The 21,571-nt window shown below is 37.6% G+C and carries 22 protein-coding genes and 1 CRISPR repeat array; of the genes, 9 read left to right on the top strand and 13 right to left on the bottom strand.

Annotated features, from left to right (window positions below):
• Positions 1 to 534: 534 nt before the first annotated feature.
• Both ACYH9I_RS02955 and ACYH9I_RS02950 read left to right on the top strand, forming a co-directional pair.
• Complete coding sequence (locus ACYH9I_RS02955; protein WP_483558802.1) at positions 535 to 2,160, top strand: hypothetical protein; 1,626 nt, start codon at positions 535 to 537, stop codon at positions 2,158 to 2,160.
• Between the two features lie 221 nt (positions 2,161 to 2,381).
• Positions 2,382 to 2,621, top strand: a complete 240-nt coding sequence (locus tag ACYH9I_RS02950; RefSeq protein ID WP_483558800.1) for a hypothetical protein — start codon at positions 2,382 to 2,384, stop codon at positions 2,619 to 2,621.
• Between the two features lie 615 nt (positions 2,622 to 3,236).
• A CRISPR array of direct repeats spans positions 3,237 to 3,624; the repeat unit is 28 nt; unit sequence CCTTAACGCCGTATAGGCGGTTTAGAAA.
• 949 nt (positions 3,625 to 4,573) lie between these two features.
• Here the strand turns inward: ACYH9I_RS02950 and pgm are convergent.
• The 3 genes from pgm to ACYH9I_RS02935 form a co-directional block, all read right to left on the bottom strand.
• On the bottom strand, positions 4,574 to 6,211 hold the full coding sequence (gene pgm / locus ACYH9I_RS02945) for a phosphoglucomutase (alpha-D-glucose-1,6-bisphosphate-dependent) (protein ID WP_174786525.1): 1,638 nt from the start codon (positions 6,209 to 6,211) through the stop codon (positions 4,574 to 4,576).
• Between the two features lie 103 nt (positions 6,212 to 6,314).
• Positions 6,315 to 6,818 carry a replication initiation negative regulator SeqA gene (locus ACYH9I_RS02940; RefSeq protein ID WP_483558798.1) on the bottom strand — a complete coding sequence of 168 codons (504 nt, stop codon included), beginning with the start codon at positions 6,816 to 6,818 and terminating at the stop codon, positions 6,315 to 6,317.
• Positions 6,819 to 6,840: 22 nt separating this feature from the next.
• Positions 6,841 to 7,026, bottom strand: coding sequence for a hypothetical protein (locus ACYH9I_RS02935; protein ID WP_483558796.1), 186 nt, complete (start codon positions 7,024 to 7,026; stop codon positions 6,841 to 6,843).
• Positions 7,027 to 7,192: 166 nt separating this feature from the next.
• Between ACYH9I_RS02935 and ACYH9I_RS02930 the strand changes: the two genes are divergently transcribed.
• Together ACYH9I_RS02930 and gloA are read left to right on the top strand one after the other, a co-directional pair.
• Positions 7,193 to 7,693, top strand: coding sequence for an outer membrane lipoprotein (locus ACYH9I_RS02930; protein ID WP_483558998.1), 501 nt, complete (start codon positions 7,193 to 7,195; stop codon positions 7,691 to 7,693).
• A 177-nt stretch (positions 7,694 to 7,870) separates the two neighbouring features.
• Positions 7,871 to 8,278 (top strand): lactoylglutathione lyase, encoded by a 408-nt coding sequence (gene gloA / locus ACYH9I_RS02925; protein WP_091349487.1) that lies wholly within the window; start codon positions 7,871 to 7,873, stop codon positions 8,276 to 8,278.
• A 47-nt stretch (positions 8,279 to 8,325) separates the two neighbouring features.
• Here gloA and gmk read toward each other — a convergent pair whose 3' ends face one another.
• Complete coding sequence (gene gmk, locus ACYH9I_RS02920; RefSeq protein ID WP_483558794.1) at positions 8,326 to 8,955, bottom strand: guanylate kinase; 630 nt, start codon at positions 8,953 to 8,955, stop codon at positions 8,326 to 8,328.
• Between the two features lie 208 nt (positions 8,956 to 9,163).
• On the opposite strand from gmk, the gene ACYH9I_RS02915 reads away from it, so the two are divergent.
• Positions 9,164 to 9,859 carry an AzlC family ABC transporter permease gene (locus tag ACYH9I_RS02915; RefSeq protein WP_483558792.1) on the top strand — a complete coding sequence of 232 codons (696 nt, stop codon included), beginning with the start codon at positions 9,164 to 9,166 and terminating at the stop codon, positions 9,857 to 9,859.
• A complete protein-coding gene (locus tag ACYH9I_RS02910) occupies positions 9,856 to 10,179 on the top strand; it encodes an AzlD domain-containing protein (protein ID WP_483558790.1) in 324 nt (107 codons plus the stop codon). Before ACYH9I_RS02915 ends, ACYH9I_RS02910 begins: the two co-directional genes overlap by 4 nt.
• A gap of 78 nt (positions 10,180 to 10,257) precedes the next feature.
• Here ACYH9I_RS02910 and ACYH9I_RS02905 read toward each other — a convergent pair whose 3' ends face one another.
• The 8 genes from ACYH9I_RS02905 to ACYH9I_RS02870 all read right to left on the bottom strand — a co-directional run bounded on the left by ACYH9I_RS02905 (position 10,258) and on the right by ACYH9I_RS02870 (position 18,620).
• Complete coding sequence (locus tag ACYH9I_RS02905) at positions 10,258 to 11,157, bottom strand: heme biosynthesis HemY N-terminal domain-containing protein (protein WP_483558788.1); 900 nt, start codon at positions 11,155 to 11,157, stop codon at positions 10,258 to 10,260.
• A gap of 10 nt (positions 11,158 to 11,167) precedes the next feature.
• Positions 11,168 to 12,637, bottom strand: a complete 1,470-nt coding sequence (locus ACYH9I_RS02900; protein WP_483558786.1) for a uroporphyrinogen-III C-methyltransferase — start codon at positions 12,635 to 12,637, stop codon at positions 11,168 to 11,170.
• 18 nt (positions 12,638 to 12,655) lie between these two features.
• A complete protein-coding gene (locus ACYH9I_RS02895; RefSeq protein ID WP_483558784.1) occupies positions 12,656 to 13,396 on the bottom strand; it encodes a uroporphyrinogen-III synthase in 741 nt (246 codons plus the stop codon).
• Positions 13,393 to 14,313 (bottom strand): hydroxymethylbilane synthase, encoded by a 921-nt coding sequence (gene hemC, locus ACYH9I_RS02890; protein WP_483558782.1) that lies wholly within the window; start codon positions 14,311 to 14,313, stop codon positions 13,393 to 13,395. The genes ACYH9I_RS02895 and hemC overlap by 4 nt, the downstream gene beginning before the upstream one ends.
• A 142-nt stretch (positions 14,314 to 14,455) precedes the next feature.
• Positions 14,456 to 15,826: an adenylosuccinate lyase gene (gene purB, locus ACYH9I_RS02885; protein ID WP_483558780.1), complete on the bottom strand. Its 1,371-nt coding sequence runs from the start codon at positions 15,824 to 15,826 to the stop codon at positions 14,456 to 14,458.
• 47 nt (positions 15,827 to 15,873) lie between these two features.
• Entirely contained in the window at positions 15,874 to 16,521 is a 648-nt protein-coding gene (gene hflD, locus ACYH9I_RS02880) for a high frequency lysogenization protein HflD (protein ID WP_483558778.1), read from the bottom strand.
• 1 nt (position 16,522) lies between these two features.
• Complete coding sequence (mnmA, locus tag ACYH9I_RS02875; RefSeq protein WP_160403103.1) at positions 16,523 to 17,641, bottom strand: tRNA 2-thiouridine(34) synthase MnmA; 1,119 nt, start codon at positions 17,639 to 17,641, stop codon at positions 16,523 to 16,525.
• Positions 17,642 to 17,930: 289 nt separating this feature from the next.
• Entirely contained in the window at positions 17,931 to 18,620 is a 690-nt protein-coding gene (locus ACYH9I_RS02870) for a LexA family transcriptional regulator (protein ID WP_160403105.1), read from the bottom strand.
• Positions 18,621 to 18,781: 161 nt separating this feature from the next.
• Here ACYH9I_RS02870 and ACYH9I_RS02865 point away from each other — a divergent pair, with 161 nt between their 5' ends.
• The gene (locus tag ACYH9I_RS02865; RefSeq protein ID WP_483558776.1) at positions 18,782 to 19,009 is read left to right on the top strand and encodes a helix-turn-helix domain-containing protein; all 228 of its coding nucleotides are present in this window, start codon (positions 18,782 to 18,784) and stop codon (positions 19,007 to 19,009) included.
• A gap of 63 nt (positions 19,010 to 19,072) precedes the next feature.
• On the opposite strand, the gene tpiA is transcribed toward ACYH9I_RS02865, so the two are convergent.
• Positions 19,073 to 19,837 (bottom strand): triose-phosphate isomerase, encoded by a 765-nt coding sequence (gene tpiA / locus ACYH9I_RS02860; RefSeq protein ID WP_483558774.1) that lies wholly within the window; start codon positions 19,835 to 19,837, stop codon positions 19,073 to 19,075.
• Between the two features lie 100 nt (positions 19,838 to 19,937).
• On the opposite strand from tpiA, the gene zapB reads away from it, so the two are divergent.
• Both zapB and ACYH9I_RS02850 read left to right on the top strand, forming a co-directional pair.
• The gene (gene zapB / locus ACYH9I_RS02855; protein WP_483558772.1) at positions 19,938 to 20,183 is read left to right on the top strand and encodes a cell division protein ZapB; all 246 of its coding nucleotides are present in this window, start codon (positions 19,938 to 19,940) and stop codon (positions 20,181 to 20,183) included.
• A gap of 79 nt (positions 20,184 to 20,262) precedes the next feature.
• The gene (locus ACYH9I_RS02850; RefSeq protein ID WP_160403111.1) at positions 20,263 to 21,570 is read left to right on the top strand and encodes a DUF2868 domain-containing protein; all 1,308 of its coding nucleotides are present in this window, start codon (positions 20,263 to 20,265) and stop codon (positions 21,568 to 21,570) included.
• Position 21,571: the final 1 nt, after the last annotated feature.

The raw sequence follows: 21,571 nt of genomic DNA, 5'->3' as shown, positions 1-21,571 counted from the left end.
GTGATTTCATGACTAAAAGTAAAAAAAACGCTTCCGCTGCCGACGCTGAAAGTGTAGTTGGCAGTCGTGTGGATTACCTGTGGTGGTTTAAAGCTGTGGTCTATTTTAGTTCGGCAAGGTTTCGGGCGTTTTTACTTTGGTGAAAAAACAGCTATAGTGACCACGTCCGATTTAGGGGATTTTTGTGAAATGAACTGCACCCAATTCATTCTATCCACCAACCAAAAAATGGTCTTATTTCCCACAAAAATCGGTCAGAAAAGATATTGATTTTATTAAAGTTTTTATTTGGTGGTTTTTATTCAAAAAAACATCACCAAAACCATTCCCTCAAAACACACCAACAAAAGTTCAACCTGATTCTTAACAAAACTTTACAAGTTTTTAACAAAAAAACTAGCGTATTATTAATTAAACGATTATAATTTAAGCGCTTTTAAAGCAAGGGAGTGCTCATTAGTTGAGCGGTCAATTATAAAAATTCAAATAAAACAAAAAATTACTTGACAGGATAATCGAAATGCGTTACCATTTATGGCACATGGCACATGGCACATGGCCTGCCAAACCTATGTTCTAAATCTTTTTCAATTTCACCGTAGTCTAAATCAGACACAGTTCTTATTTTCATCACCGAAGTCATTTCGCGTAGCGAAATCGACGCCGTCATCGCGGTTTTTTCAGGCGATGTTTTCGGCGGGCTCTTCGACAACCTCTTCGGCAAAATTATCGTCGATATCCAAGTGGTTGTTAAAACCGCCATTATGGTTTAGACTTTCATTGTTATCTAAATCGGCATTATTCTTTGCATCATTGTTGTTATTGTCCTATACACAGGGTTCTGTGGCATTAACGGCACATACATCAAGGTATATCGTGGGTAGTGCGCCGTATTTAACTTTTGACAATGGCCAAACAAGGGCAACATCAACGGATAGTTTGTTGTCTATTCGGTTGCAGGATGGTCGGGTAATCACGCCGTCAACCAATCCATCAAGTTCAACAAATCCAATAAGTTTGCCGTATGTTGGGAGTAATTTAAGTCATATAGATATGATAGTCCCGTCATCGGCTAGTTCAGTTGATTTAAGTGATTTAGTCACTCGATATAATTATTGGCGTGATGATGATGGGGATGGACAGGGTGCTAATGGTGTTACCGCATCGGGGAATATATCGGTATCGTTTACGGACAAAAATGGCAATAGAGTTAATCGTAACGATGCATTAAGTATATGTAATGCTCCTTATAGGGTAACTTTAAGTAGTACAAGGGGATATTTACAGACACGTTATGGTGTTCCTAATAGAACCAGTTTTAGTGGAGCTACGGTGAATTATTATATTAATCCGTATGGTGGTCCTAGTGTTTGTTACGCAAGGCCGAGTTTGTTGTTTGGTGGTACAACTGGCATCGATTCTAATGATGATCCTCGCTATGCAGGCCCAGCTAACATATGGTCTCCTACAAAGGGTTTTTTAACTCAGTCAAACGATTCTTCATCTTACGAGCGAAACTTTCCAACTACAGGTGCTGATGGTTTGTATTTTGATTTGCTCATAGGTGGAGTCGATGCACGTTGGTTAACGTGGTCTCCGGTCATTCGTGGTGGAATAACGGTTACGGTGACAAATGTTTTTGAAAATGTTGTCGCACGAGTTAAGTTAAGCGGTCCTAGGGCAAATGGTGCTCAAATATACACAAATAATCCTCGTCCTCTAGATGTACCCTCTTTGCCACAGAGATTTGAGTTGGTGGGCAGAGATAGTCGTGGTAATGAGGTGAGGTATGGATTTGTGTTACAGAAGTGGTTCGTCAATCGAGGTTATGTTCTCGATAATCGGTCTAACCAATCCACTTGGTGTAGTCGTTTGGGTTATCGTCTTGCTAGGGTAAGTGATTTGACCAATTCAAACTATAGTAATTTAGGCGCCACACCTAGTTCATCTAATAATGATTACAAGCGTCACATAGGTGCTGTTTTTTTCACTGAGTGGGGCCACATGCACAACTACGCTGGTGCGGGCTTCGACTACGACTACTTCTACTGGACGGGTGACGCGGCAGGTATCGATGGCTTCGGTGTCAGCTCGAACTACGGCAACATCCGCTACTCCCTTGTTTCCGTCAGTCTTTACGCTGTTTGCACCACACCTTAGTTTTTAGCGTTTAGTCCTTAATCCTTGGGCCGCGGGGGCGGTTATGGTGCCTGAGAGGACAATCTAACAAAGAATAACGCCCCCGCGTCAGTTGGGGCATTTTCCTTAGGGTTGCGCTGTTGCGGCGAAGCCACAATCGCGCCGCCCCCCGCCGGCGACGCTGAAAGTGTCGATGGCGGTGGCTCAGGGGTAAAATCAAATAAATAAAGAGAAGTCATGTAATGGAAATAGAACAAAAATTAGCATTAAGTGAAAATCCGATACATTTTTTGAAAGAAGGCCTTTTTTTAAAGGCTTATAACCAGTCATTTTATGTCATGAGTCAATTATTAGGTTTTAACCTAAAACCGATAATCAAGCATATTAAAAAACTTGACCAAATCGTTGTATGTGGTGGATTTCCGGCTAATGTTATTAATAAACGTTATCCTATTGTGTTTTTGGGTTGGTGGATAAAATGAATTGAGTGCAGTGGTTTCGGACGTTTTGACCTTTAGTGAATAAAATAGCTACAGTGACCACGTCCGAGTCAGGGAATTAAAGCGAATTCCCTGACAACCCACGCTTTGGCTGCAGAATGTGGCCTACGGCTACCCGACGCCGCCGCTCGGTCTTAACGCACCGTTTGTGATGCGTTCCAGACGCAGCACAAACTCGCCAAACATCCCTGTTTGGCGTGCTAACCTCACTCTGTTGTCGGCACATTCTGACGCCGGAATAGGACAAATAACATAATCTTAGGTATTTTGGGTGAATTGTTTTTTGTTAAAAAGCAATGTAATTACATCCAAAAAGTGGTCAGGAAAGGTATTGATTTTATTGAAGTTTTTATTTTTGTATTTTCAAGGAAAATCAATCGCTTACACAACCTAAGCAAAGCGCCGACATACAACAAATCAACAAAACCACGAATAGCGGCCTAATAACAGCAATTTAACCGCTCCAAACCCTTTTTTTAACGATAATTTAAAATTAAATAAAATCAATAAATTATAAAACACCTCAAAAAAAGGGTTTTCAAAGATGAAATTGTTGTTTATCTTTATACAGCAAGATTTATCAAATCTTGAGCTCTACCTTAACGCCGTATAGGCGGTTTAGAAATGTTTGACATATGGGAAGATGACACTACCACACCTTAACGCCGTATAGGCGGTTTAGAAACCAAATTTGTCTCGTCCGAAATCGCCACCACTCCTTAACGCCGTATAGGCGGTTTAGAAATAACCATGCAGCCATCTACATCGGCAATCAATCCTTAACGCCGTATAGGCGGTTTAGAAAAAACGCATTACGCAGCTTTAGCAGATAACAATCCTTAACGCCGTATAGGCGGTTTAGAAATGCAATAATCGTATCAAGCTGAGCCGCTGCCACCTTAACGCCGTATAGGCGGTTTAGAAATGATCTGAATCCCAACTTGTAAAACTGTAACCCCTTAACGCCGTATAGGCGGTTTAGAAATTTCTGATAAAATTGGAATTAAAAATAAGGAGCCTTAACGCCGTGTAGGCGTTTAATTTAAATAAAATCAACCATATAATTATAAAAACACAACAATATTCCCAAAAAACGATGGTTATGTTATTTGTCTTATTCCGGCGTCAGAATGTGCCGACAACAGAGCGAGGTTAGCACGCCAAACAGGGATGTTTGGCGAGGCTATTCTCCGTCTGGAACGGATAATAGCCGGTGCGTTAAGACCGAGCGACGGCGTCGGGTAGCCGCAGGCCACATTCTGCAGCCAAAGCGCGGGATTGCTAAGGGAATTCGCTTTAATTCCCTTAGCTCGGACGTGGTCACTGTAGCTATTTTGTTCACTATAGGTCAAAACGTCCGAAACCTGCGCATCCAATTTATTCTATTCACCAACCCAAAAAAAAGACCTGATTTTCCGCCAAAAATCGGTCAGAAAAGGTATTGATTTCATTAAAGTTTTTTCTGACTGTTTTTTTAACAAAAAAACCTTATAAAACACAATAACCCATCCCAAAAACGATAGTTATGTTGTTTGTCCTATTCCGGCGTCGGACAAATTTGTCTGGAACAAATTTGAACACCTGAGCATAGTGAAGGTGGCCTCGAAGAGGCGAGTATCAGGATGATACGAGTAGCGTAGCCGCAGGCCACATTCTGCAGCCAAAGCGTGGGTTGTCAGGGAATTCGCTCTAATTCCCTTAGCTCGGACGTGGTCACGATAGCTATTTTGTTCACTATAGGTCAAAACGTCCGAAACCACCGCACCCAATCCATCCTATTCCCCAACCCAAAAAGGCCTGATTTTTCGCCCAAAAATCAGTCGGAAAACATATTGATTTTATTAAAGTTTTTATTTTGTGTTTTTACATAAAAACCTACATAAAAAACAGCAGCCAAATAGCTGCTGTTTTTTTATTGCATTTGTTTTTTTCGATTATTTAATCGCTTTAGCCACAATTTGTTGCGCCTCTTGCTGTAGCGTATTTAAATGCTCATTACTTATAAAGCTTTCAGCATAAATTTTGTAAGCATCTTCTGTTCCAGAAGGACGAGCGGCAAACCAGCCATTTTTGGTTATCACTTTAAGTCCACCAATTGCAGCATTGTTAGCCGGTGCAGTGGTTAGGCATTGAGTGATTTTTTCACCGGCTAGGTTGTCGGTGGTTAGTTGGCTGGCATCAAGTTTAGCTAGTTTTTGTTTTTCGCTAAACGATGCAGGCGCTTGGATTCGTCCATAATAAGAAACACCAAATTTATCTTCGAGTTCTTGGTACTGTTCTTGTGGGTTTTTGCCCATTTTGGCTGTCATTTCGGCTGCAAGTAGGCATAGGATAATACCATCTTTGTCGGTTGCCCATACTTTGCCGTTGGTTCTTAAAAACGATGCACCTGCGCTTTCTTCGCCTGCAAAGCCTAGTTTGCCGTTGTAAAGCCCATCGGCATACCATTTAAAGCCAACAGGGTATTCTAGATATTTTTTGTTGAGGCTGTTTGCCACGCGGTCGATCATCGAGCTTGTAACTAGTGTTTTGCCAATAGCGATATCTTTGTGCCATTGTGGACGATTTTGGAATAAGTAATTGACACAAGTTGATAGGTAGGCATTTGGGTTCATTAGTCCTTTAGGTGTGACAATACCATGGCGGTCAAAGTCGGTATCATTGCCAAAGGCTAAATCAAATTGGTCTTTTAATTTTAATAACCCTGCCATGGCCCAGCGACTTGAGCAGTCCATTCGAATCACTTCGTCATGATCTAGGTGCATAAAGCTGAATGTTGGATCGACTTTGTTATTTACAATGTTGAGGTTGATACCGTATTTTTCGGCTATTCGAGGCCAATAGGTGATGCCAGCACCGCCCAGTGGGTCAACGCCAATTTGTAGCGATGATGATTTGATCAGCGCTAAATCTAAAATGTTTTCAAGGTCGTTGATGTAGTCGGTTTCGTACTCTTTGGTATGAATGTAATTTGAATTTATGGCCTTGTCTAAAGTTACGCGCTTGACTTCATTGAGTTTGTTTTTTAATAGTTCGTTGGCGCGGTTTTCAATTTGTTTGGTGATGTCCGTATCCGCAGGACCGCCATTGGTTGGGTTGTATTTTATTCCGCCATCTTCTGGTGGATTGTGCGATGGGGTTATTACAATGCCGTCGGCTAGCTGAGTTTGTTTGCCTTGGTTGTAGGTTAAAATAGCATGCGATATCACAGGCGTTGGTGTATAACCCCAATCTTGCGCCATGACAACCGTTTGTTCGTTGGCAACAAAGACTTCGAGTACTGATTTTAATGCGAGTTCTGATAATGCATGAGTATCTTGACCGATAAAGCATGGTCCTGTGATATTGTTGGCTTTGCGGTATTCAGCAATGGCTTGAGCTACGGCTAATATATGTGCTTCGTTAAATGTGCCTTTGTTTGAACTGCCACGATGGCCAGAGGTGCCAAATATGACTAGTTGGCTAGCGTTATCCGTGTCAGGTTGAATTTGATAATAGTTATTTCGTAATGTTTCAACGTTAATAAGATCTGATGGTTGAGCTAACATTCCTGCGCGGTTTTGCTTGGCCATTTTTTAATCCTCTTTCATAAAATAGTATTTTTATAATGGCTAAAAACGTGAACGAGTTAAAGCGTGTCGCGTTTTTAGCTTTTATTTGTTTTTATTTGTCCGGTTAAGGTAAAAAAGCATTGGTGACTTGGTTTATCATTGTTTCAGATATGCCCATGTCACTCATTATTGATTCTATAATATATTGTTTTCTGGCAGTGTTGGTGTTGCTAATAACCCAATAAGGTGTGCCAATGATTTCACGGGGTTTGGTGTTTTTACCCGATGTTTCTAGCAATTGTTTGTCTTTGGCTAAATATTGGCGTTTGCTGCCGTGTAATGAGGTGGCAGCAATGGCAAAGAGTGCTGGATTATAGTTATACAGTGCACTAAGTAATAATATAAAGCGATTAATAATGGATTTTTCATTTGTGAAAGTATCGCTAGTTAGTAAGTCATTAAAAGGCGTATAATGGCTTTCTTTTTGTGCAATGATATTTTGTTTTGCCAAGGTCGGCTGATCTATATTCAATAAACGTCGTAATATACTTGATGCATTTTCGCCGATGTGTTTAGTTTGGCCGGCAATAAATTGGTATAATTCTTCGTCGATTTCTATCGTTTTCATTGTGTTACATGTGCCTATTAAATTATTTTACGGGACATCCTAAAGCAGGAGTGCTATCTAAATGCAAATTATTAGCCGATGTGTGGTTTAAACAATTATCTGATGGTTGTTTTAATTCAGCACTATCATTTTTTTGGGGCGTTTGATTTGCATCATGGCAAGCCGTTATCATAACTGATAATATTAATGGAAAAAATAACCGTTTCATATACTCATTGTTCGCTTTATAAACTATTGCGCTGAGTATAACCTAACTTAAAGATAAATTGTATTGGCTATCGATAAAATAATGAAAATGATGTTGTCGTTTTTCTAAAACAATATTATGCTAAAGAAGGTATAATAAGCAGATACCGATATGATATGAGGAATTAATTATGAAAAAAATCGTCACATTAACTATTTTAGCTGCAATTTTATCAGGATGTAGCAATAGTGATCTTTATTCTGGCGATGTTTATACTACTGATCAAGCCAAACAAGTTCAGCAAGTGAGTTATGGTACAATTGTGTCAGTACGTCCAGTTAAAATTCAAGCTAATGCATCATCAGACGGTAAGAGCGAAAACGTAGCAGGTAACTTAGGCGGTGCGGTTTTAGGTGGTGTATTAGGTAATACTATTGGCGGTGGTACTGGCCGAGTGTTAGCTGTTGCAACAGGTGCTATTGGTGGTGCAATTTTGGGTGATACTATTCAAGATAAAACTAGCCAAGCTAGTGCTGTTGAATTAGAAATTAAACAAGAAAATGGATCAAATATTGTTATTGTACAAAAAGGTTCAGCTAAAGACTTCTTTGCTGGTCAAGAGGTTCGTTTAGTTACTAATGGTAAGAAAATTAGTGCATCACCGCGTTATAACAACCAATCAAAATAATAACGAGTTGAAAATATAATACTTCATTTTGCTCATCTTGATGGTGAGCAATATTTAAGTTGAAATTATTATTCTTCATAATGTCCCCCCTTTCAATAACAAAAATTTGCCTGTCTAAATACTAACGTATAAACTCTATGTGATTTTTATTTGTTATGTTTAAAGGAACAATAAGCAATGCGTATTTTACACACGATGATCCGAGTTGGTGATTTGCAGCGTTCGATCGATTTTTATACCCGTGTAATGGGGATGCGAGTGCTAAGAACAAGCGAAAACACACAATACAAATATTCATTAGCCTTTGTCGGCTATGGCGATGAGACAACGAGCTCAGTTATTGAGCTAACTTATAATTGGGACACAGATACATATGATCATGGAACGGCATTTGGTCATATTGCTATTGGTGTTGATGATGTCGCCCAAATGTGTCATGCCGTTAAGCAAGCCGGAGGTAAAGTAACACGCGAAGCAGGGCCAGTAAAAGGGGGTTCAACGATTATTGCTTTTGTTGAAGATCCTGATGGTTACAAGTTAGAGCTGATTCAAAACGATCAGGCTGATCAAGCCTTAGGTCATTAACCGGTCCCAATAGTATATCGCCGGTGTTTTGGCGATATGTTTTGTTTTTAATTCGATTGACTACTCAATAAATCAGCTAATAATTGTTTGTTGATAATTGCTTGTTTTTGTTGCTCTAAGCTAGCCGTGGTAATGATTGCGCTTAATGCGTTTAATGAAGTATCAAAATCATCATTAATAATGATATAGTCATATTCGTTATAATGCGAAATTTCGGCCTGCGCTTTTTGCATTCTTTTGGCTATGACGGCACTGTTATCTTGTCCACGTTTTATTAAGCGGTTTTCTAGCTCTTTTAGTGAAGGTGGTAATATAAAGATGCTTTTTGCTTGAGGCATTTTTTTGCGTACTTGCCGTGCACCTTGCCAGTCAATATCTAAAAAGACATTAATTCCTTGTGATAGGCTTTGTTCTATTTCGGCTTTGGATGTGCCGTAATAGTGGTCAAATACGTTGGCATATTCTACAAATGCATTTTTATCAATTAAGGATTCAAAGTGTTTATGATCGACAAAATAATAGTGTTCGCCATGTGTTTCACCAGGTCGTGGTTCGCGTGTTGTATGCGAAATTGATACTTTGGCTTGATGTGGTTGTTGGTTTAGATAAGCACGAATAAGACTTGATTTACCTGCACCACTAGGCGCAGAGATGATAAATAGAGTTCCTGTATACATAGATATGTTTGCCACGTTGGTTGCTATTGAGTTATTTGTTTTGATTGCCATTAATACAAGTTAAACGATATTATAGCAAAATTTGGCAATATATTGTTGCTTATTGTGAGTTAAGTAGTTTAATTTAGTGCTTAGATCTTTGTTGATAAGCGCTTTGTTGCTTGTTTGTAATATTCTGTATAGGTGTATGTTATCGTAAGGGATGATTATGTCTTTGACTTTTAAAGATGGCGTTTATGCGTGTATTCCAACGTTATTAGGCTATATTGGTATTGGCATTGCTGCAGGGGTTGTGGGTAAGTCGGCAAATCTATCTGTGTTTGAAATTACATTACTGGCTATTATTGTTTATGCTGGTGCATCGCAATTTATTATTGCGGGTTTGATGATGGTGACTACGCCTGTTTCTGCTATTATTTTTACTGTTTTTTTAGTTAATTCCCGTCATTTTTTAATGAGTATGGCAACAGCACCTGCTTTTCGTAAATTTTCATTTTTAAATAATATCGGTATTGGTAGTTTGTTAACCGACGAAAGCTTTGCTGTTGTGATGAATGCCATTGCCAATAAAGTGCCTGTAAATGCTGCTTGGATGCATGGGCTTAATGTTACGGCTTATTTGACTTGGATTATGTCTTGCTTTTTAGGTGCGGTAATTGGTGAATGGTTACCCGATCCTAATTTGTTTGGTTTAGATTATGCCTTAGTTGCCATGTTTATTGGTTTACTTTATTTGCAATTGATTGGCGATAAAAGTAAGAGCCTTAAAAATCGACTGTTAGTAATGCTTACCGTTGCTGTTATGTTAATTTTGTTAATGCGTTTTGTGTCACCTGAAATGGCGATTTTAATTAGCACTTTTGGTGGCTGTTTTATGGGTATGGCAATGGAGCGTGATAGATGACAGTTTATAGTCTATTGATTATTTTAGGATGTGGCTTAGTCACTTGGTTGCCAAGAGTGATTCCTTTTATGTTGGTTCGAAAGTTGCAGTTGCCAAATGTGGTGATTCGTTTTTTGTCGTATGTGCCTTTGTGTATTTTAACTGCACTGTTTGTGCAAAATTTGTTTGTGGCAAAAGAGGGGCAGTTTCCTAGTTTTCATGTGGAATATTGTTTGGCGACAATTCCGACCATCATTGTTGCTGTTATCACGAAAAATTTAATGTGCATTGTAGTTGCAGGTATGTGCTTTATGGCACTGATTCGTTATTTTGTGGTTTAATTTAGTTCAATTGAACAGACGTTTATTGTTGTTTTTGTGATGTGTTAAAAAAACAGGGCTATTTGCCCTGTTTTTCTATTATGTTCTTTCTTTTTGTTCTAGTTTGCTAATCGATTTTAATAGCTTTTCGGCTTCGTTATTTTGGCCTAATTGATTAAGATAGGTCGCCATCGCTTTTTGATAAGTCATGTTGTTCATAATGGCTCGTGGTTGTGAGTACCACCATTTTATAAGTGCTTGCGTATCGCTGTCGGTCGATAATTGCTTAATTCTGGCAATATAAGCCGCTTGTTTAAACTGATCGAGTTGCGATTCGCTATATGCTTTAGCTTTATACATTACTGGTAATAGATCTATAACAGCTTGGTAATCACCAGTTTCGTAATAAAGTTGATCGGCTAATCTAAGCACTTCGACATTGCGGGGCTTTTCATTTAGTAACTGTTCTAACGCACTACGTGCAGCAGTGTATTCGCGGTTTTTTAGTTGTAACCGAATTTGTACTAATTGAAAGGCAAACATTTCTTTAGGTTGACAGCTTTTAGCCGCTTGTTCTAGCGATTGGTTGGCCGGAATTAATTCGTCGTTGTCAATTTGCGCTTGCGCGGCGAGTAAATACGATAAAGTAGTGTTTTTTGCTCCTTTGGCACTTTTTACAAAAAGTCTTGCAGCTTGTTGATAATCACCTTCTAGCAATAAAATTTGCGCTTGTTCAATGCGTTTTATCGATTTTTTAGGTGATTTTAAGCGTAACCAATTACCTAATACAGTTTTAGAATTTAAAATTTTATTGAAAATAGAATAAATTAAGTAAAGGCAAAGCAGACCAATTAATTCAAGTATCATAAATGAATTAAACGACATGCTGACACGGTAATTTAAAAATTCAAATACCGCTGAACCTTGGTGTCCTTGTAATAATGGTCCAAGAAAAAATCCACCCACTAGCACTAAGAAAATAATTAGTATTTTTATCATTATTATTCTCCTATTTTGCCAACATTGAACGAACGCGAGATTGCATTAGTTTTTCAAGTTCGCTGATGCTAGTTAGATTTTCAGGAACGTTTTGGTCGCTGATTGATTGACTTTGTAAAGTCTCAAGTTCATTAATAAATGCTTTAACGCTTGGTGCATTACCATCAAAATAGGCATTCACCCAAGTTGCAGTATCGCTAAGTGCACGTTGATAAATAAGATCTTGATGCCTTGGTACCGCTTGTGCTGCAATCAATAGGCGGAAACGGATATTTTCACGCAGGTAAAGCGATTGTTCTATGCTTAATGGCGCTTTTAATATTTGGCAATGGATGATTTGTTTTTCATCTTGGCCAGCATGTTCTAAGCATGCTTTGAAGCTGTTGTCTTTATTATCAAGCTTTTCAATGGTGATGAATTTATCCATAAAAGTCTTGGCGCTATTGAATAGATTATTAGACCAATCACTGGTTGATGAGGATATTTCGCTATTTGTATTGTCAGCTGTATTATTTGTTTGTGCATGCTGATTGCTTGCTGCGTTAGCGATTTCGGTTTGTGGTTCTTTGTTGTCGTTTGTATTGGTTGAGTCTTCGTTATATTGGGTCATGCCAAGATCGATTTCTTGGTAATGACCCACTAAAGGTAATTCGGTAAGCGAATCTGACAATCCAATTAAGTTAATAATAATGCCGTCAGTATCAATAAAGCTTACTTGAGCAAGTGAGTTAATATCTTTACTGATCGCTTGCCGAGCAGGTAATAGGCTAGGATCATCAGCTTGAGCTAGACTTTCGTCAGCACTTTTAAGAAGTAGCCGTGCTGATGTATAATCTTGGTCATTCCAAATTTTACGTCCCGCTAAGTGTACCAAATAGTTTGCTTGTGAAATCAACCAAACTTTATGATCTGTGGTTGACATAGCCGCTAAACGTTCGTTGATGTTTTGTAAGCTTTGTTCGTTGAGCTTTAAGGTATCATTCACTTGGTTGCTTAATTGTTGTTGTACTTTTTGCTGATCGCCAAGTTCACGCTCTACACGCTGTTCTAATGTATTGAATTGTTGATTTTGTTTGTTAACCGCATCGCTAATACTATTGTTAAGGTCGTCTGTTATGCTCTGCTTGGTGGTTTGTTTTAAATTGGCTAGTTCTGTTTGTAATGTCGAGATGGTCTTTTTTTGCATTTCAACTTGGTTGTAACCATAATAAAAGCCAATACCACTTAAGCAAACGGTTAATGCTATCGCCAGTATTGATAGTTTTGATACCGGCACTTTGTTTGTGTGACTGTTATTACTGTCTTGGGGCTGAGCTTTAGATTCTAAAGTTGTAGTAGATTGTGAGCCTGTTTGATTTTTTTTGTCTTCTTTCATAATCTTATTCGCTTCATTTTGATTCGTTGTTGTCGTTGGTTGACTAAATGAAGTTGTGTTAATAGTTGAGAGTGTTGCGTTGGCACCATAATATTTTGGCGGCATAAATAACCTCATTTAGATTTATTCAAAATTGATATTGGCATTATGACATAGAGTTAACATTGTTTTAAATAAAATTTGATTATTTGCACCTACTATTTGCAAAACGTTTTGCCAGTTTAGTTGTTGTGCTTTTTTTAAAATTCGTTCACTGGTGACAACGAGCTGAGCCTGCTGTTTGTGTTGTCTTTGGCAATAAAGTTCAAGCTGTATTAAGTGTTCAACACTGGTAATAATGATAATTTGATTGTTTATATTGTTAGCCAAAATATTGTCACAATAGGTTATTGGCTTTCGATGATAACATGCTAGCAATTTAACTTGTGCTTGTTGTGTTGTGAGTGTGTCTGCTAATAATTGCCGGCCTGAGTTACCCCGTAAAATGAGTACGGTGCGATGTGCTAGCATTATGTTTTTGAGTAAGTCTAATAAGCCTTCGCTATCTTCTTGTTTAGGGTAGCTGACTTTAGTTGTGGTTAGTTGACTTAATAAATGTGCCGTTTTGTTACCAATTGCGAAATAATGTACATGCTTTGGAAAGTATAAATCGGGCAAATGTGCTTTGATGGTATAAATTACTTGTGGCGATAGCGCAATAACAATGTCTGATGGCAAAAGGCGGTTAAGTTGTTGCTGTAAATCAACCAGCTCAGAGCTGGGTAAAATATCAAATAAGGGAAGGTGAGTTGCCGGTAAATGGGCTTGATTCAGTTGTTTTGTTAGTTCCTCGCCATCGGGCGAGGGTCTTGTTACATAAATCATTCGCCTATTAATTCCCGTAGTATTTTGTCAGCACCTTGGTTTAATAGCTGTTTGGCTAGGTTGTGGCCCAGTTGTTCGGCTTGGCTTGCAGGGCCTTTTAGTTCAGCTCTGATTATTTTTGACCCGTCAACACAGCCAACAAATCCTTGTAAAGTTAGCGTGTCATTATTTAGCTGGCTATAGCAGGCAATAGGTACTTGGCATCCACCTTGTAGCGCTTCATTCATTGCTCTTTCTGCTATAATGCATTGGCGGCTGTGGTTGTCATCAAGTGGAGCTAATAGCGATAATAGGTATTCGTCATTACTTCGTGTTTCAATGCCAATAGCTCCTTGACCAACCGCAGGTAAGATTAAATTGATATCAATATACTGTTTTATTCGGTGTTCAAGCGCTAAGCGTTTTAGTCCAACTGACGCTAAAATAATAGCATCGTATTCATTGTTATCAAGCTTTGCTAAACGTGTTCCAACGTTGCCACGTAGTTCTTTAATTTGTAAGTGGGGGTATTTAGCTCGTAGCTGACATTGGCGTCGTAAACTTGATGTACCTACAATTGCACCATTGGGTAATTGGTCTAAGTTGGCGTATTGGTTTGACACAAAAGCATCACGTACTTCGTCGCGTTGACAAATTGTTGCTAACATTAATCCCTCAGGAAACTCAGCAGGAATATCTTTTATTGAGTGAACAGCGATATCCGCTTCGTTATTTAGTATCGCTTGTTCAAGCTGTTTAACAAATAGTCCTTTTCCACCAATTTTTGATAGGGGGCTGTCTAGTAATACGTCGCCTTTAGTGACCATCGGAATCAATTCCACCGTTAAATTAGGGTGAGCAGCTAGCAGTTGTTGCTTAACAAAATTAGCTTGCCATAGCGCTAAAGGGCTTTTTCGTGTTGCAATGCGAATGTTCAATGGATTTCTCTATTTTCTTTTTTTATTAGGTGATTTATATTTACTGCGCAAGTGCATTTTTCGTTTGATTTATATCGATCACTTGAATAGTAATATTGCCTAACGCAGTGTGATTTGCATTAGGCTAATTACATTTAAACAGTTAGGCTAAATCGTCAACAAAGCTAACTGCATAACCAATATAGTTAGCCGGTGTTAGCTGTTTTAGCCGTGTTTTTTCGTCTTCGGGTAAATCTAACGAGTCAATAAATTCTTGCATGCCTTTAGCATCAACACGTTTTCCTCGGGTTAGTTCTTTTAGTTTTTCGTAAGGCTTTTCGATGCCGTAACGGCGCATGACGGTTTGAATTGGTTCTGCTAATACTTCCCAGTTTCGATCAAGTTCTTCAAGTAAGTAATCATGATTAACTTCAAGTTTATTTAAGCCTTTTAAGGTTGATTGGTAAGCTATAATGGCATAACCAATACCTACACCTAGATTGCGTAATACTGTTGAATCGGTCAAATCGCGTTGCCAGCGGGAAATAGGTAATTTGCTACCTAAATGGTTCATGATTGCATTGGCAATACCTAAATTTCCTTCTGAATTTTCAAAGTCGATTGGGTTAACCTTGTGTGGCATGGTTGAAGAGCCGATTTCTCCAGCAATGGTTTTTTGTTTAAAGTGATTTAACGAAATATATCCCCAAACATCGCGATCAAAGTCGATCATAATGGTATTAAAACGTGCTACACAATCAAAGAACTCGGCAATATAGTCATGGGGTTCAATTTGGGTGGTATAAGGGTTCCATTTTAATCCTAGCGAGCTAACAAATTCTTCGCTGAATTTATGCCAATTTACTTGTGGGTAAGCAACCATATGTGCATTATAATTGCCTGTTGCACCATTAATTTTACCCAGTATTTCAACTGATTTTAGTTGTTTTAGTTGACGTTTTAAACGGTAAGCGACATTGGCAAATTCTTTACCAATTGTTGATGGTGTAGCAGGCTGACCATGTGTTCTTGAAAGCAGCGGTAAATCGCGATAAGCTTTGGCTTGCGAGGTGATTTTATCAATCAGCTTGTTCCAATATGGTTCTAATACCGTTTCTTTCGCTGTTTTTAGCATTAATGCATAAGATAAGTTGTTGATGTCTTCTGATGTGCAGGCAAAATGGATGAATTCATTAATCGCATGTAATTCTTCATTGGTGCTGACTTTTTCTTTTAAAAAGTATTCTACCGCTTTGACATCGTGATTTGTGGTTCTTTCGATTTCTTTAATACGCTTAGCATCTTGTTCACTAAATTGCTCAACAATTTTATTAAGGTGATCGATAGCTGATTGACTTAAGGATGGAACCTCTAAAATATCTGCTTGAGAGGCTAACTTTTGTAACCAACGAACTTCAACTTGAACACGGTATTTTAATAAGCCATATTCGCTAAAAATGGTGCGTAATTCTGTTGTTTTGTCACCATAACGTCCATCAATTGGTGAAAGGGCAGTAAGTGCAGATAATTCCATCGGTTTAACTCCGTTGCTATTTTGAAATATCAATTATAAAGTGTAAATTAGCTTGCGCGATTAATTTGGTCCAGCAGTTGTTGTGCAGCATTACAAATACGTTTACGGCAAAAAATAAACTGAAAGCGACTACCGCCAACTTGATACCATAAAATGGCTGATCGAACACACCCCAAAAGCGCAGTTCTTACTTTTGCTTGCACTAATGAGTTTTGTAAAAATTCGATTTTACCAGTAACTTTTATTTTAGTTGATATTGGGCTGATAATGTCAGAATAAATTCCCGCTAATGAATAAGACAGATCATCAACATTAGCACTAACAGTTTCATCGTTCATTTCCGAATAAAGCCCTGAAATGCGTCGTAATCGCTGGTCTATTTTATCTAATGCATCGTTATTTTTTAATAATTTACTTGTAATACTAAGTGTGCCAAATATGTAACGAATAATTTGGACTTGTTCTTTTTGTCCTGATGATAATAGTTGTATTAACGTTTGTAAGCCTGTTTTAACATTTTCAATACCATCATAAACATCATCCGTTGTTTTCGGTGAAGTTTTAAACACGCTTTTTATTGCTCGTTCATAAAGTATTGCACTACAAACCCCTGTGTTGGCAAGTTGTGGCACTAATATTGCGCTTTGCGTAGCACCTGCTAGGGCGATGGCAATATGATGGTATTTGTTATTCACTTTAGTACTCCTTACTGCTTTTTATTCGTTCTTCTATAATGCCGCCACCAAGGCATACTTCATTTTTATAAAAGACGGCAGATTGACCTGGTGTAACAGCCGCAACAGGGTTGTCAAAAATGACATTAATTTTGTCGTCAGCTAGAGGTATTACTTGGCAAGCGATATCTTGTTGGCGATAGCGCGTTTTTACCGTACAGTTAAATGGTTCGGTTACCACTTTACGGTCAACCCAATGGAGTTGTTGAGCAATTAATCCGTCTGAAAATAGTGCTGGGTGGTCATGACCTTGTGCCACAATTAATTCGTTATTGGTTAGGTCTTTGTCAACTACATACCATGGTGTGTCATCGGCTTGTTTTAAACCACCGATACCTAGTCCTTTACGTTGCCCTAATGTGTGATACATCAGACCTTGATGCTGGCCTATAATTTCACCATCAACTGTGCGAATATGACCTGCTTGAGCGGGTAAATATCGGGCTAAAAAGTCACTAAACTTGCGCTCACCAATAAAACAGATACCCGTTGAGTCTTTTTTTGCGGCGGTAGCTAAACCAAGTTGCTGGGCAATTTTACGTACTTCAGGCTTTTCAAGCTCTCCGACGGGAAACAAGCTTTGGCTTAGTTGTGTTTCGCTCAAAGTGTAAAGAAAGTAACTTTGGTCTTTATTAGTGTCTATGCCACGTAATAATTCAACTTTACCATCTATTTCACGTTTACGAACATAATGCCCAGTGGCAATAAAGTCAGCGCCGAGATCTTCGCCGGCATACTCTAAAAAGGCTTTAAATTTAATTTCTTTATTACATAAAATATCGGGATTTGGTGTTCGGCCTGCTTGGTATTCCGATAAAAAATGTTCGAACACGTTGTCCCAATATTCGGCAGCAAAATTAACAGTATGTAATTTGATGTTTAATTTATCACAAACTGCTTGTGCGTCTGCTAAGTCAACAGCAGCGGAGCAGTATTCTTCGGTGTCGTCTTCTTCCCAATTTTTCATAAATAATCCAACAACATCGTATCCTTGTTGTTGTAATAAATATGCAGAAACAGAAGAATCAACACCACCAGACATACCGATAACGACTTTTTTTCGAGTGTTTATATTTGACATAATGACTATAATTAATAGGTAAAATTAATAAAAATTTAACATCAATTTTAGCATAATTAAGGAAAAAAGCATAAAGTTATGCAGATAAAGATTACTGTATTGATTCATTTTTTATACAAATTTAATATTAACTTAATACTACATTTATATTTAAACGAATACTTTCACGAAGCTTTTTGTCGATTTTTTGTTTTTTTATTTTCGCAGAAAAAAATGCGATCGCATAAGATTAAAACAGCTTTACCAGTCAAAACTTATAAAGCTGCTATTATTTAAAGGTCAAATCAAATTAATTAAGATCTTTTAAAAGGTAAACAACAAGCCCAATAATTTTAAAATCTTGTTGACCATATTTATCGCCAATAATGGCAGGGTATTTAGGATTATCACAAAGTAGTGCCAAATTGACGCCTTGATTTTGAATGCGTTTTATGCTGATTTGATCTTCATATTCAACAGCATACAAATAGCCGTCAATTGGTTTGTAATGCGCTTTGTTGACAATAAGAATATCGTGGTTTGATATTGTAGGCTCCATGCTATCGCCTTTTGCCCATACTGCAGTTAAATCTTCGCAACTACAACCTTGATGTTTTATTAAAGTCATATCAAATGGGATTGATTCGATTTGCGAATAAGATTTACTTGTTTCGTTTAAATGATGAAATGGAATATGTACAAAGTTGCTATATTTGGACTCTGCCAATAATCGACATTCTCCTTTTCCTGTTGCTAACCACTCAATAGGTACATCACATTTTTGGGCAATAATCGCCAGTCTATTTAATGCAGGATAGGTTTTTCCTGATAGGTAATCCCGTATCACAGCTTCTGACATACCAACTTTTTTTGCAAATGCGTTACCCGATACTCCTTCTAGTACTAAGTTTAATCTTTTCTTAAAATCAATAACTCCTGTATTAGTTAGGATTCGTGTTTTTTCTTCTTCTGTTGTTTTTTTTATTTTGTTTTCTGTCATTTTTCATTTTATTCCATATGCTTTTTCGTTTTTTTTATTTTAATTCGTTTTTTTATGTGCTATTCTTTGCTTGTAATTTTTATCTTTTGAATATTTTTTTGAACGTTGTAATACCGATAATCTTTACAACAGCAAAAGTTTAACCAATAGAGGATCTCATAATGAGAGAGCAAGATCAAGACTGGGCCCCATCTAGAGTAGTGGGAGAAATTAAAATTAGAGGTGGAAATTTAAGAGCATTGTCGAGAGCGAGTGGATTACAAGCTGATACTTTAAGAAACGCATTATATCGACATTGTCCTAAGTATGAACGAATTATTTCCGAGTATTTGCAATTCCCTGTTGAAAAAATTTGGCCATCGCGCTATCAACCAAAAGCAAAAAAATAATATTAATTTGCAAATAAAAAAGACGCTTATCAACGTCTTTTTTATTATTAGTTATATTGTGATTTATTTTTTAGCTAATTCTGCTGCTTTAACAATTGCCGCAAAAGCATCAGCTTTTAAAGATGCACCACCGACTAATGCACCGTCAATGTCTGGTTGAGTAAATAATTCTGCTGCATTTTTGTCATTAACAGAACCACCATATTGAATGATCACTTGTTGTGCCACTTTTGCATCTTGTTTTGCAATATGATCACGAATAAATTTGTGAACAGCTTGAGCTTGTGCAGGGGTTGCAGATTTGCCAGTTCCAATTGCCCATACAGGTTCATAGGCAATAACAGCACCGTTAAATGCTTGAACGCCAAGCGCTTTGATGACGGCGTCAATTTGACGAGCGCAAACAGCTTGTGTTTGACCAGCTTCGTTTTCAGCTTCAGTTTCACCAATACATAATACAGGCACTAAACCGGCTTCTTTAATGACACCAAATTTTTTAGCAATAAATTCGTCAGATTCTTTGTGATAAGTGCGACGTTCAGAATGACCAATAATGATGTGAGTCACACCAATATCTTTTAACATTTCTACTGATACTTCACCAGTATAAGCGCCAGAAAGATGAATGCCGACATCTTGGGCTCCTAAAATGATGTTAGTTCCATCTAATTGGTGCTTTACAGAATCAAGATAGACAACTGGTGGTGCAATTGCAACATTACATGATGTGTCGTTTGATAGCTCTTTCCGTAGTCCTGCAATTAGGTTTTTAGCCATATCGATACTACCATTGAGCTTCCAGTTTCCCATAACAAGTGGTTTACGCATAATTTTCTCCAACTTAAGGTTTAAAATAGTGTTGATTTTAGAATGAATTCGGTATAATGATTAGCATTATACACCAAATAAATTGAGCCTGAGGAAAAATATGTCATTAGAAATATTGAACCAATTAGAGAATAAAATCCAACACACTGTTAATACTATCACCACATTACAACAAGAAATTGCAACTTTAAAACGAGGTAATCACGAGTTGGAGCAACTAATCAATGATAGTTCTGATGAAATGAAAGCACTACGTGACGAAAACGAAAAACTAAAACAAGATCAACAAATATGGCAACAACGTATCCAAACTTTATTAAGTAAAATTGGTGAAATTACGCAATAATTGATTCGAATTTTATTAACGCGACTTAGGTCGCGTTTCTTTTATTCTTAATTGTTAATAGTGGCGAAGATTAAGTTTAATGCAACAAAAACTAAAATCACTCTGGCTGACCGAAACCATCCATTTAATTGAGACCGAATCTGGACGGTTTGCTGACCAAGATATTAATAGACAAGTAAGAGTAGAACAGATATCGCTCACAGATCGAATTGTGATGCGAGCAACCATGTTGTCTAAACAAAATGGGTTATATTCGGCGCAGAAAATACTGTTAAGATCTGTTAAATTTTCTTTTGTGCTATTACTGCTGTTATCTGTGTTTTTGGGAAGCTCTTTGGCATTGGGAGCGTTAAGTCAAAATCCAATCAATTTGTATTGGGCACTTTTTAGTTTATTAGGTGTGCATTTGATTACATTATCTATTTGGCTTAGTTCGTTTTTTTTCTTTGCTAATTTTGGTGGCAGTTTGTTGATTCATGTCTGGTTGTGGTTAGCGAAAAAACTATCTCAGAAAAAGACTGTACAACAGCTTATTCCTGCGTTTGTTGAACTGTTTGGTTCGCGAGTTCGCTGGCTTATTGGTTTTGTTCTTAATCTGTTTTGGACTGTGATTTTAAGTAGTGCATTGTTGGTGTTAGTTGTGTTATTTTCAACCAAACATTATAGCTTTGAATGGCAAACGACATTACTTAGTTCTGATACCATTATTAATTTAACTCGTTATTTAGGTTATTTACCCTCATTATTGGGTTTTGACATTCCTAAAGATGATGTAATAAAGTTAAGTGAACATGCTTTAAATGCTGGTGAAGTGCGTTCGTCGTGGGCTATTTGGTTGTTGGGTGTGTTTATTATTTACGGGTTAGTCGTGCGATTTTTATGTATGGTATTTTGTGGTGTTAATTGGTTAATTAGTTGCCGTCAAATTAAGCTCAATATTTCACATCCAGATTATCAAATATTAGCCAATCAATTACAGCCATTACTTATTAACATTGAAGATGCCGATAAATTTGGCAACAACGATCACCAATGGCATTTGCCAACACATTCTATTGAAGATGGAAAAGGCGCTTTTTTGGTTGCCATTGATGTGCAAGAAAGTTGGCATCATCCAGAGTTTGTTTCATTTTTAGGTTTTTTAAATACTCGTGAACAGCGCAGTAAAATTCTAGATTATCTGCAATTAACACCTGCTAAAAAATTATTAATTGCAATTGATACCGATAGAGCACCCGATAGGGGACTATTGAATTTTATTAATCAACTGATTAATAAATCGCAACAAAGTCGTATTTGGTTTATTAATCAAGGTAAGCAGTATCATAATTGGCAATTGCTATCTTTACAGTTAGCTGAACCTGATTGGTTAAGCGAGGACCTTTAAG

The sequence above is a fragment of the Gilliamella sp. X-23 genome (assembly GCF_057063545.1).
The sequence above is the reverse complement of the archived record's forward strand: the minus strand, read 5'-3'. Positions and strand labels throughout refer to the sequence as shown.

Excerpts from the sequence above, each read along its gene's own strand:
- purB (WP_483558780.1), bottom strand. The coding sequence starts at position 15,826 with ATGGAATTATCTGCACTTACTGCCCTTTCACCAATTGATGGACGTTAT.
- ACYH9I_RS02910 (WP_483558790.1), top strand. The coding sequence starts at position 9,856 with ATGACAGTTTATAGTCTATTGATTATTTTAGGATGTGGCTTAGTCACT.
- ACYH9I_RS02895 (WP_483558784.1), bottom strand. The coding sequence starts at position 13,396 with ATGATTTATGTAACAAGACCCTCGCCCGATGGCGAGGAACTAACAAAA.
- gloA (WP_091349487.1), top strand. The coding sequence starts at position 7,871 with ATGCGTATTTTACACACGATGATCCGAGTTGGTGATTTGCAGCGTTCG.
- mnmA (WP_160403103.1), bottom strand. The coding sequence starts at position 17,641 with ATGTCAAATATAAACACTCGAAAAAAAGTCGTTATCGGTATGTCTGGT.
- ACYH9I_RS02955 (WP_483558802.1), top strand. The coding sequence starts at position 535 with ATGGCACATGGCACATGGCACATGGCCTGCCAAACCTATGTTCTAAAT.
- pgm (WP_174786525.1), bottom strand. The coding sequence starts at position 6,211 with ATGGCCAAGCAAAACCGCGCAGGAATGTTAGCTCAACCATCAGATCTT.
- tpiA (WP_483558774.1), bottom strand. The coding sequence starts at position 19,837 with ATGCGTAAACCACTTGTTATGGGAAACTGGAAGCTCAATGGTAGTATC.
- ACYH9I_RS02870 (WP_160403105.1), bottom strand. The coding sequence starts at position 18,620 with ATGACAGAAAACAAAATAAAAAAAACAACAGAAGAAGAAAAAACACGA.
- zapB (WP_483558772.1), top strand. The coding sequence starts at position 19,938 with ATGTCATTAGAAATATTGAACCAATTAGAGAATAAAATCCAACACACT.
- ACYH9I_RS02940 (WP_483558798.1), bottom strand. The coding sequence starts at position 6,818 with ATGAAAACGATAGAAATCGACGAAGAATTATACCAATTTATTGCCGGC.
- ACYH9I_RS02935 (WP_483558796.1), bottom strand. The coding sequence starts at position 7,026 with ATGAAACGGTTATTTTTTCCATTAATATTATCAGTTATGATAACGGCT.
- gmk (WP_483558794.1), bottom strand. The coding sequence starts at position 8,955 with ATGTATACAGGAACTCTATTTATCATCTCTGCGCCTAGTGGTGCAGGT.
- ACYH9I_RS02850 (WP_160403111.1), top strand. The coding sequence starts at position 20,263 with ATGCAACAAAAACTAAAATCACTCTGGCTGACCGAAACCATCCATTTA.
- ACYH9I_RS02950 (WP_483558800.1), top strand. The coding sequence starts at position 2,382 with ATGGAAATAGAACAAAAATTAGCATTAAGTGAAAATCCGATACATTTT.
- ACYH9I_RS02905 (WP_483558788.1), bottom strand. The coding sequence starts at position 11,157 with ATGATAAAAATACTAATTATTTTCTTAGTGCTAGTGGGTGGATTTTTT.
- ACYH9I_RS02900 (WP_483558786.1), bottom strand. The coding sequence starts at position 12,637 with ATGCCGCCAAAATATTATGGTGCCAACGCAACACTCTCAACTATTAAC.
- ACYH9I_RS02865 (WP_483558776.1), top strand. The coding sequence starts at position 18,782 with ATGAGAGAGCAAGATCAAGACTGGGCCCCATCTAGAGTAGTGGGAGAA.
- ACYH9I_RS02915 (WP_483558792.1), top strand. The coding sequence starts at position 9,164 with ATGTCTTTGACTTTTAAAGATGGCGTTTATGCGTGTATTCCAACGTTA.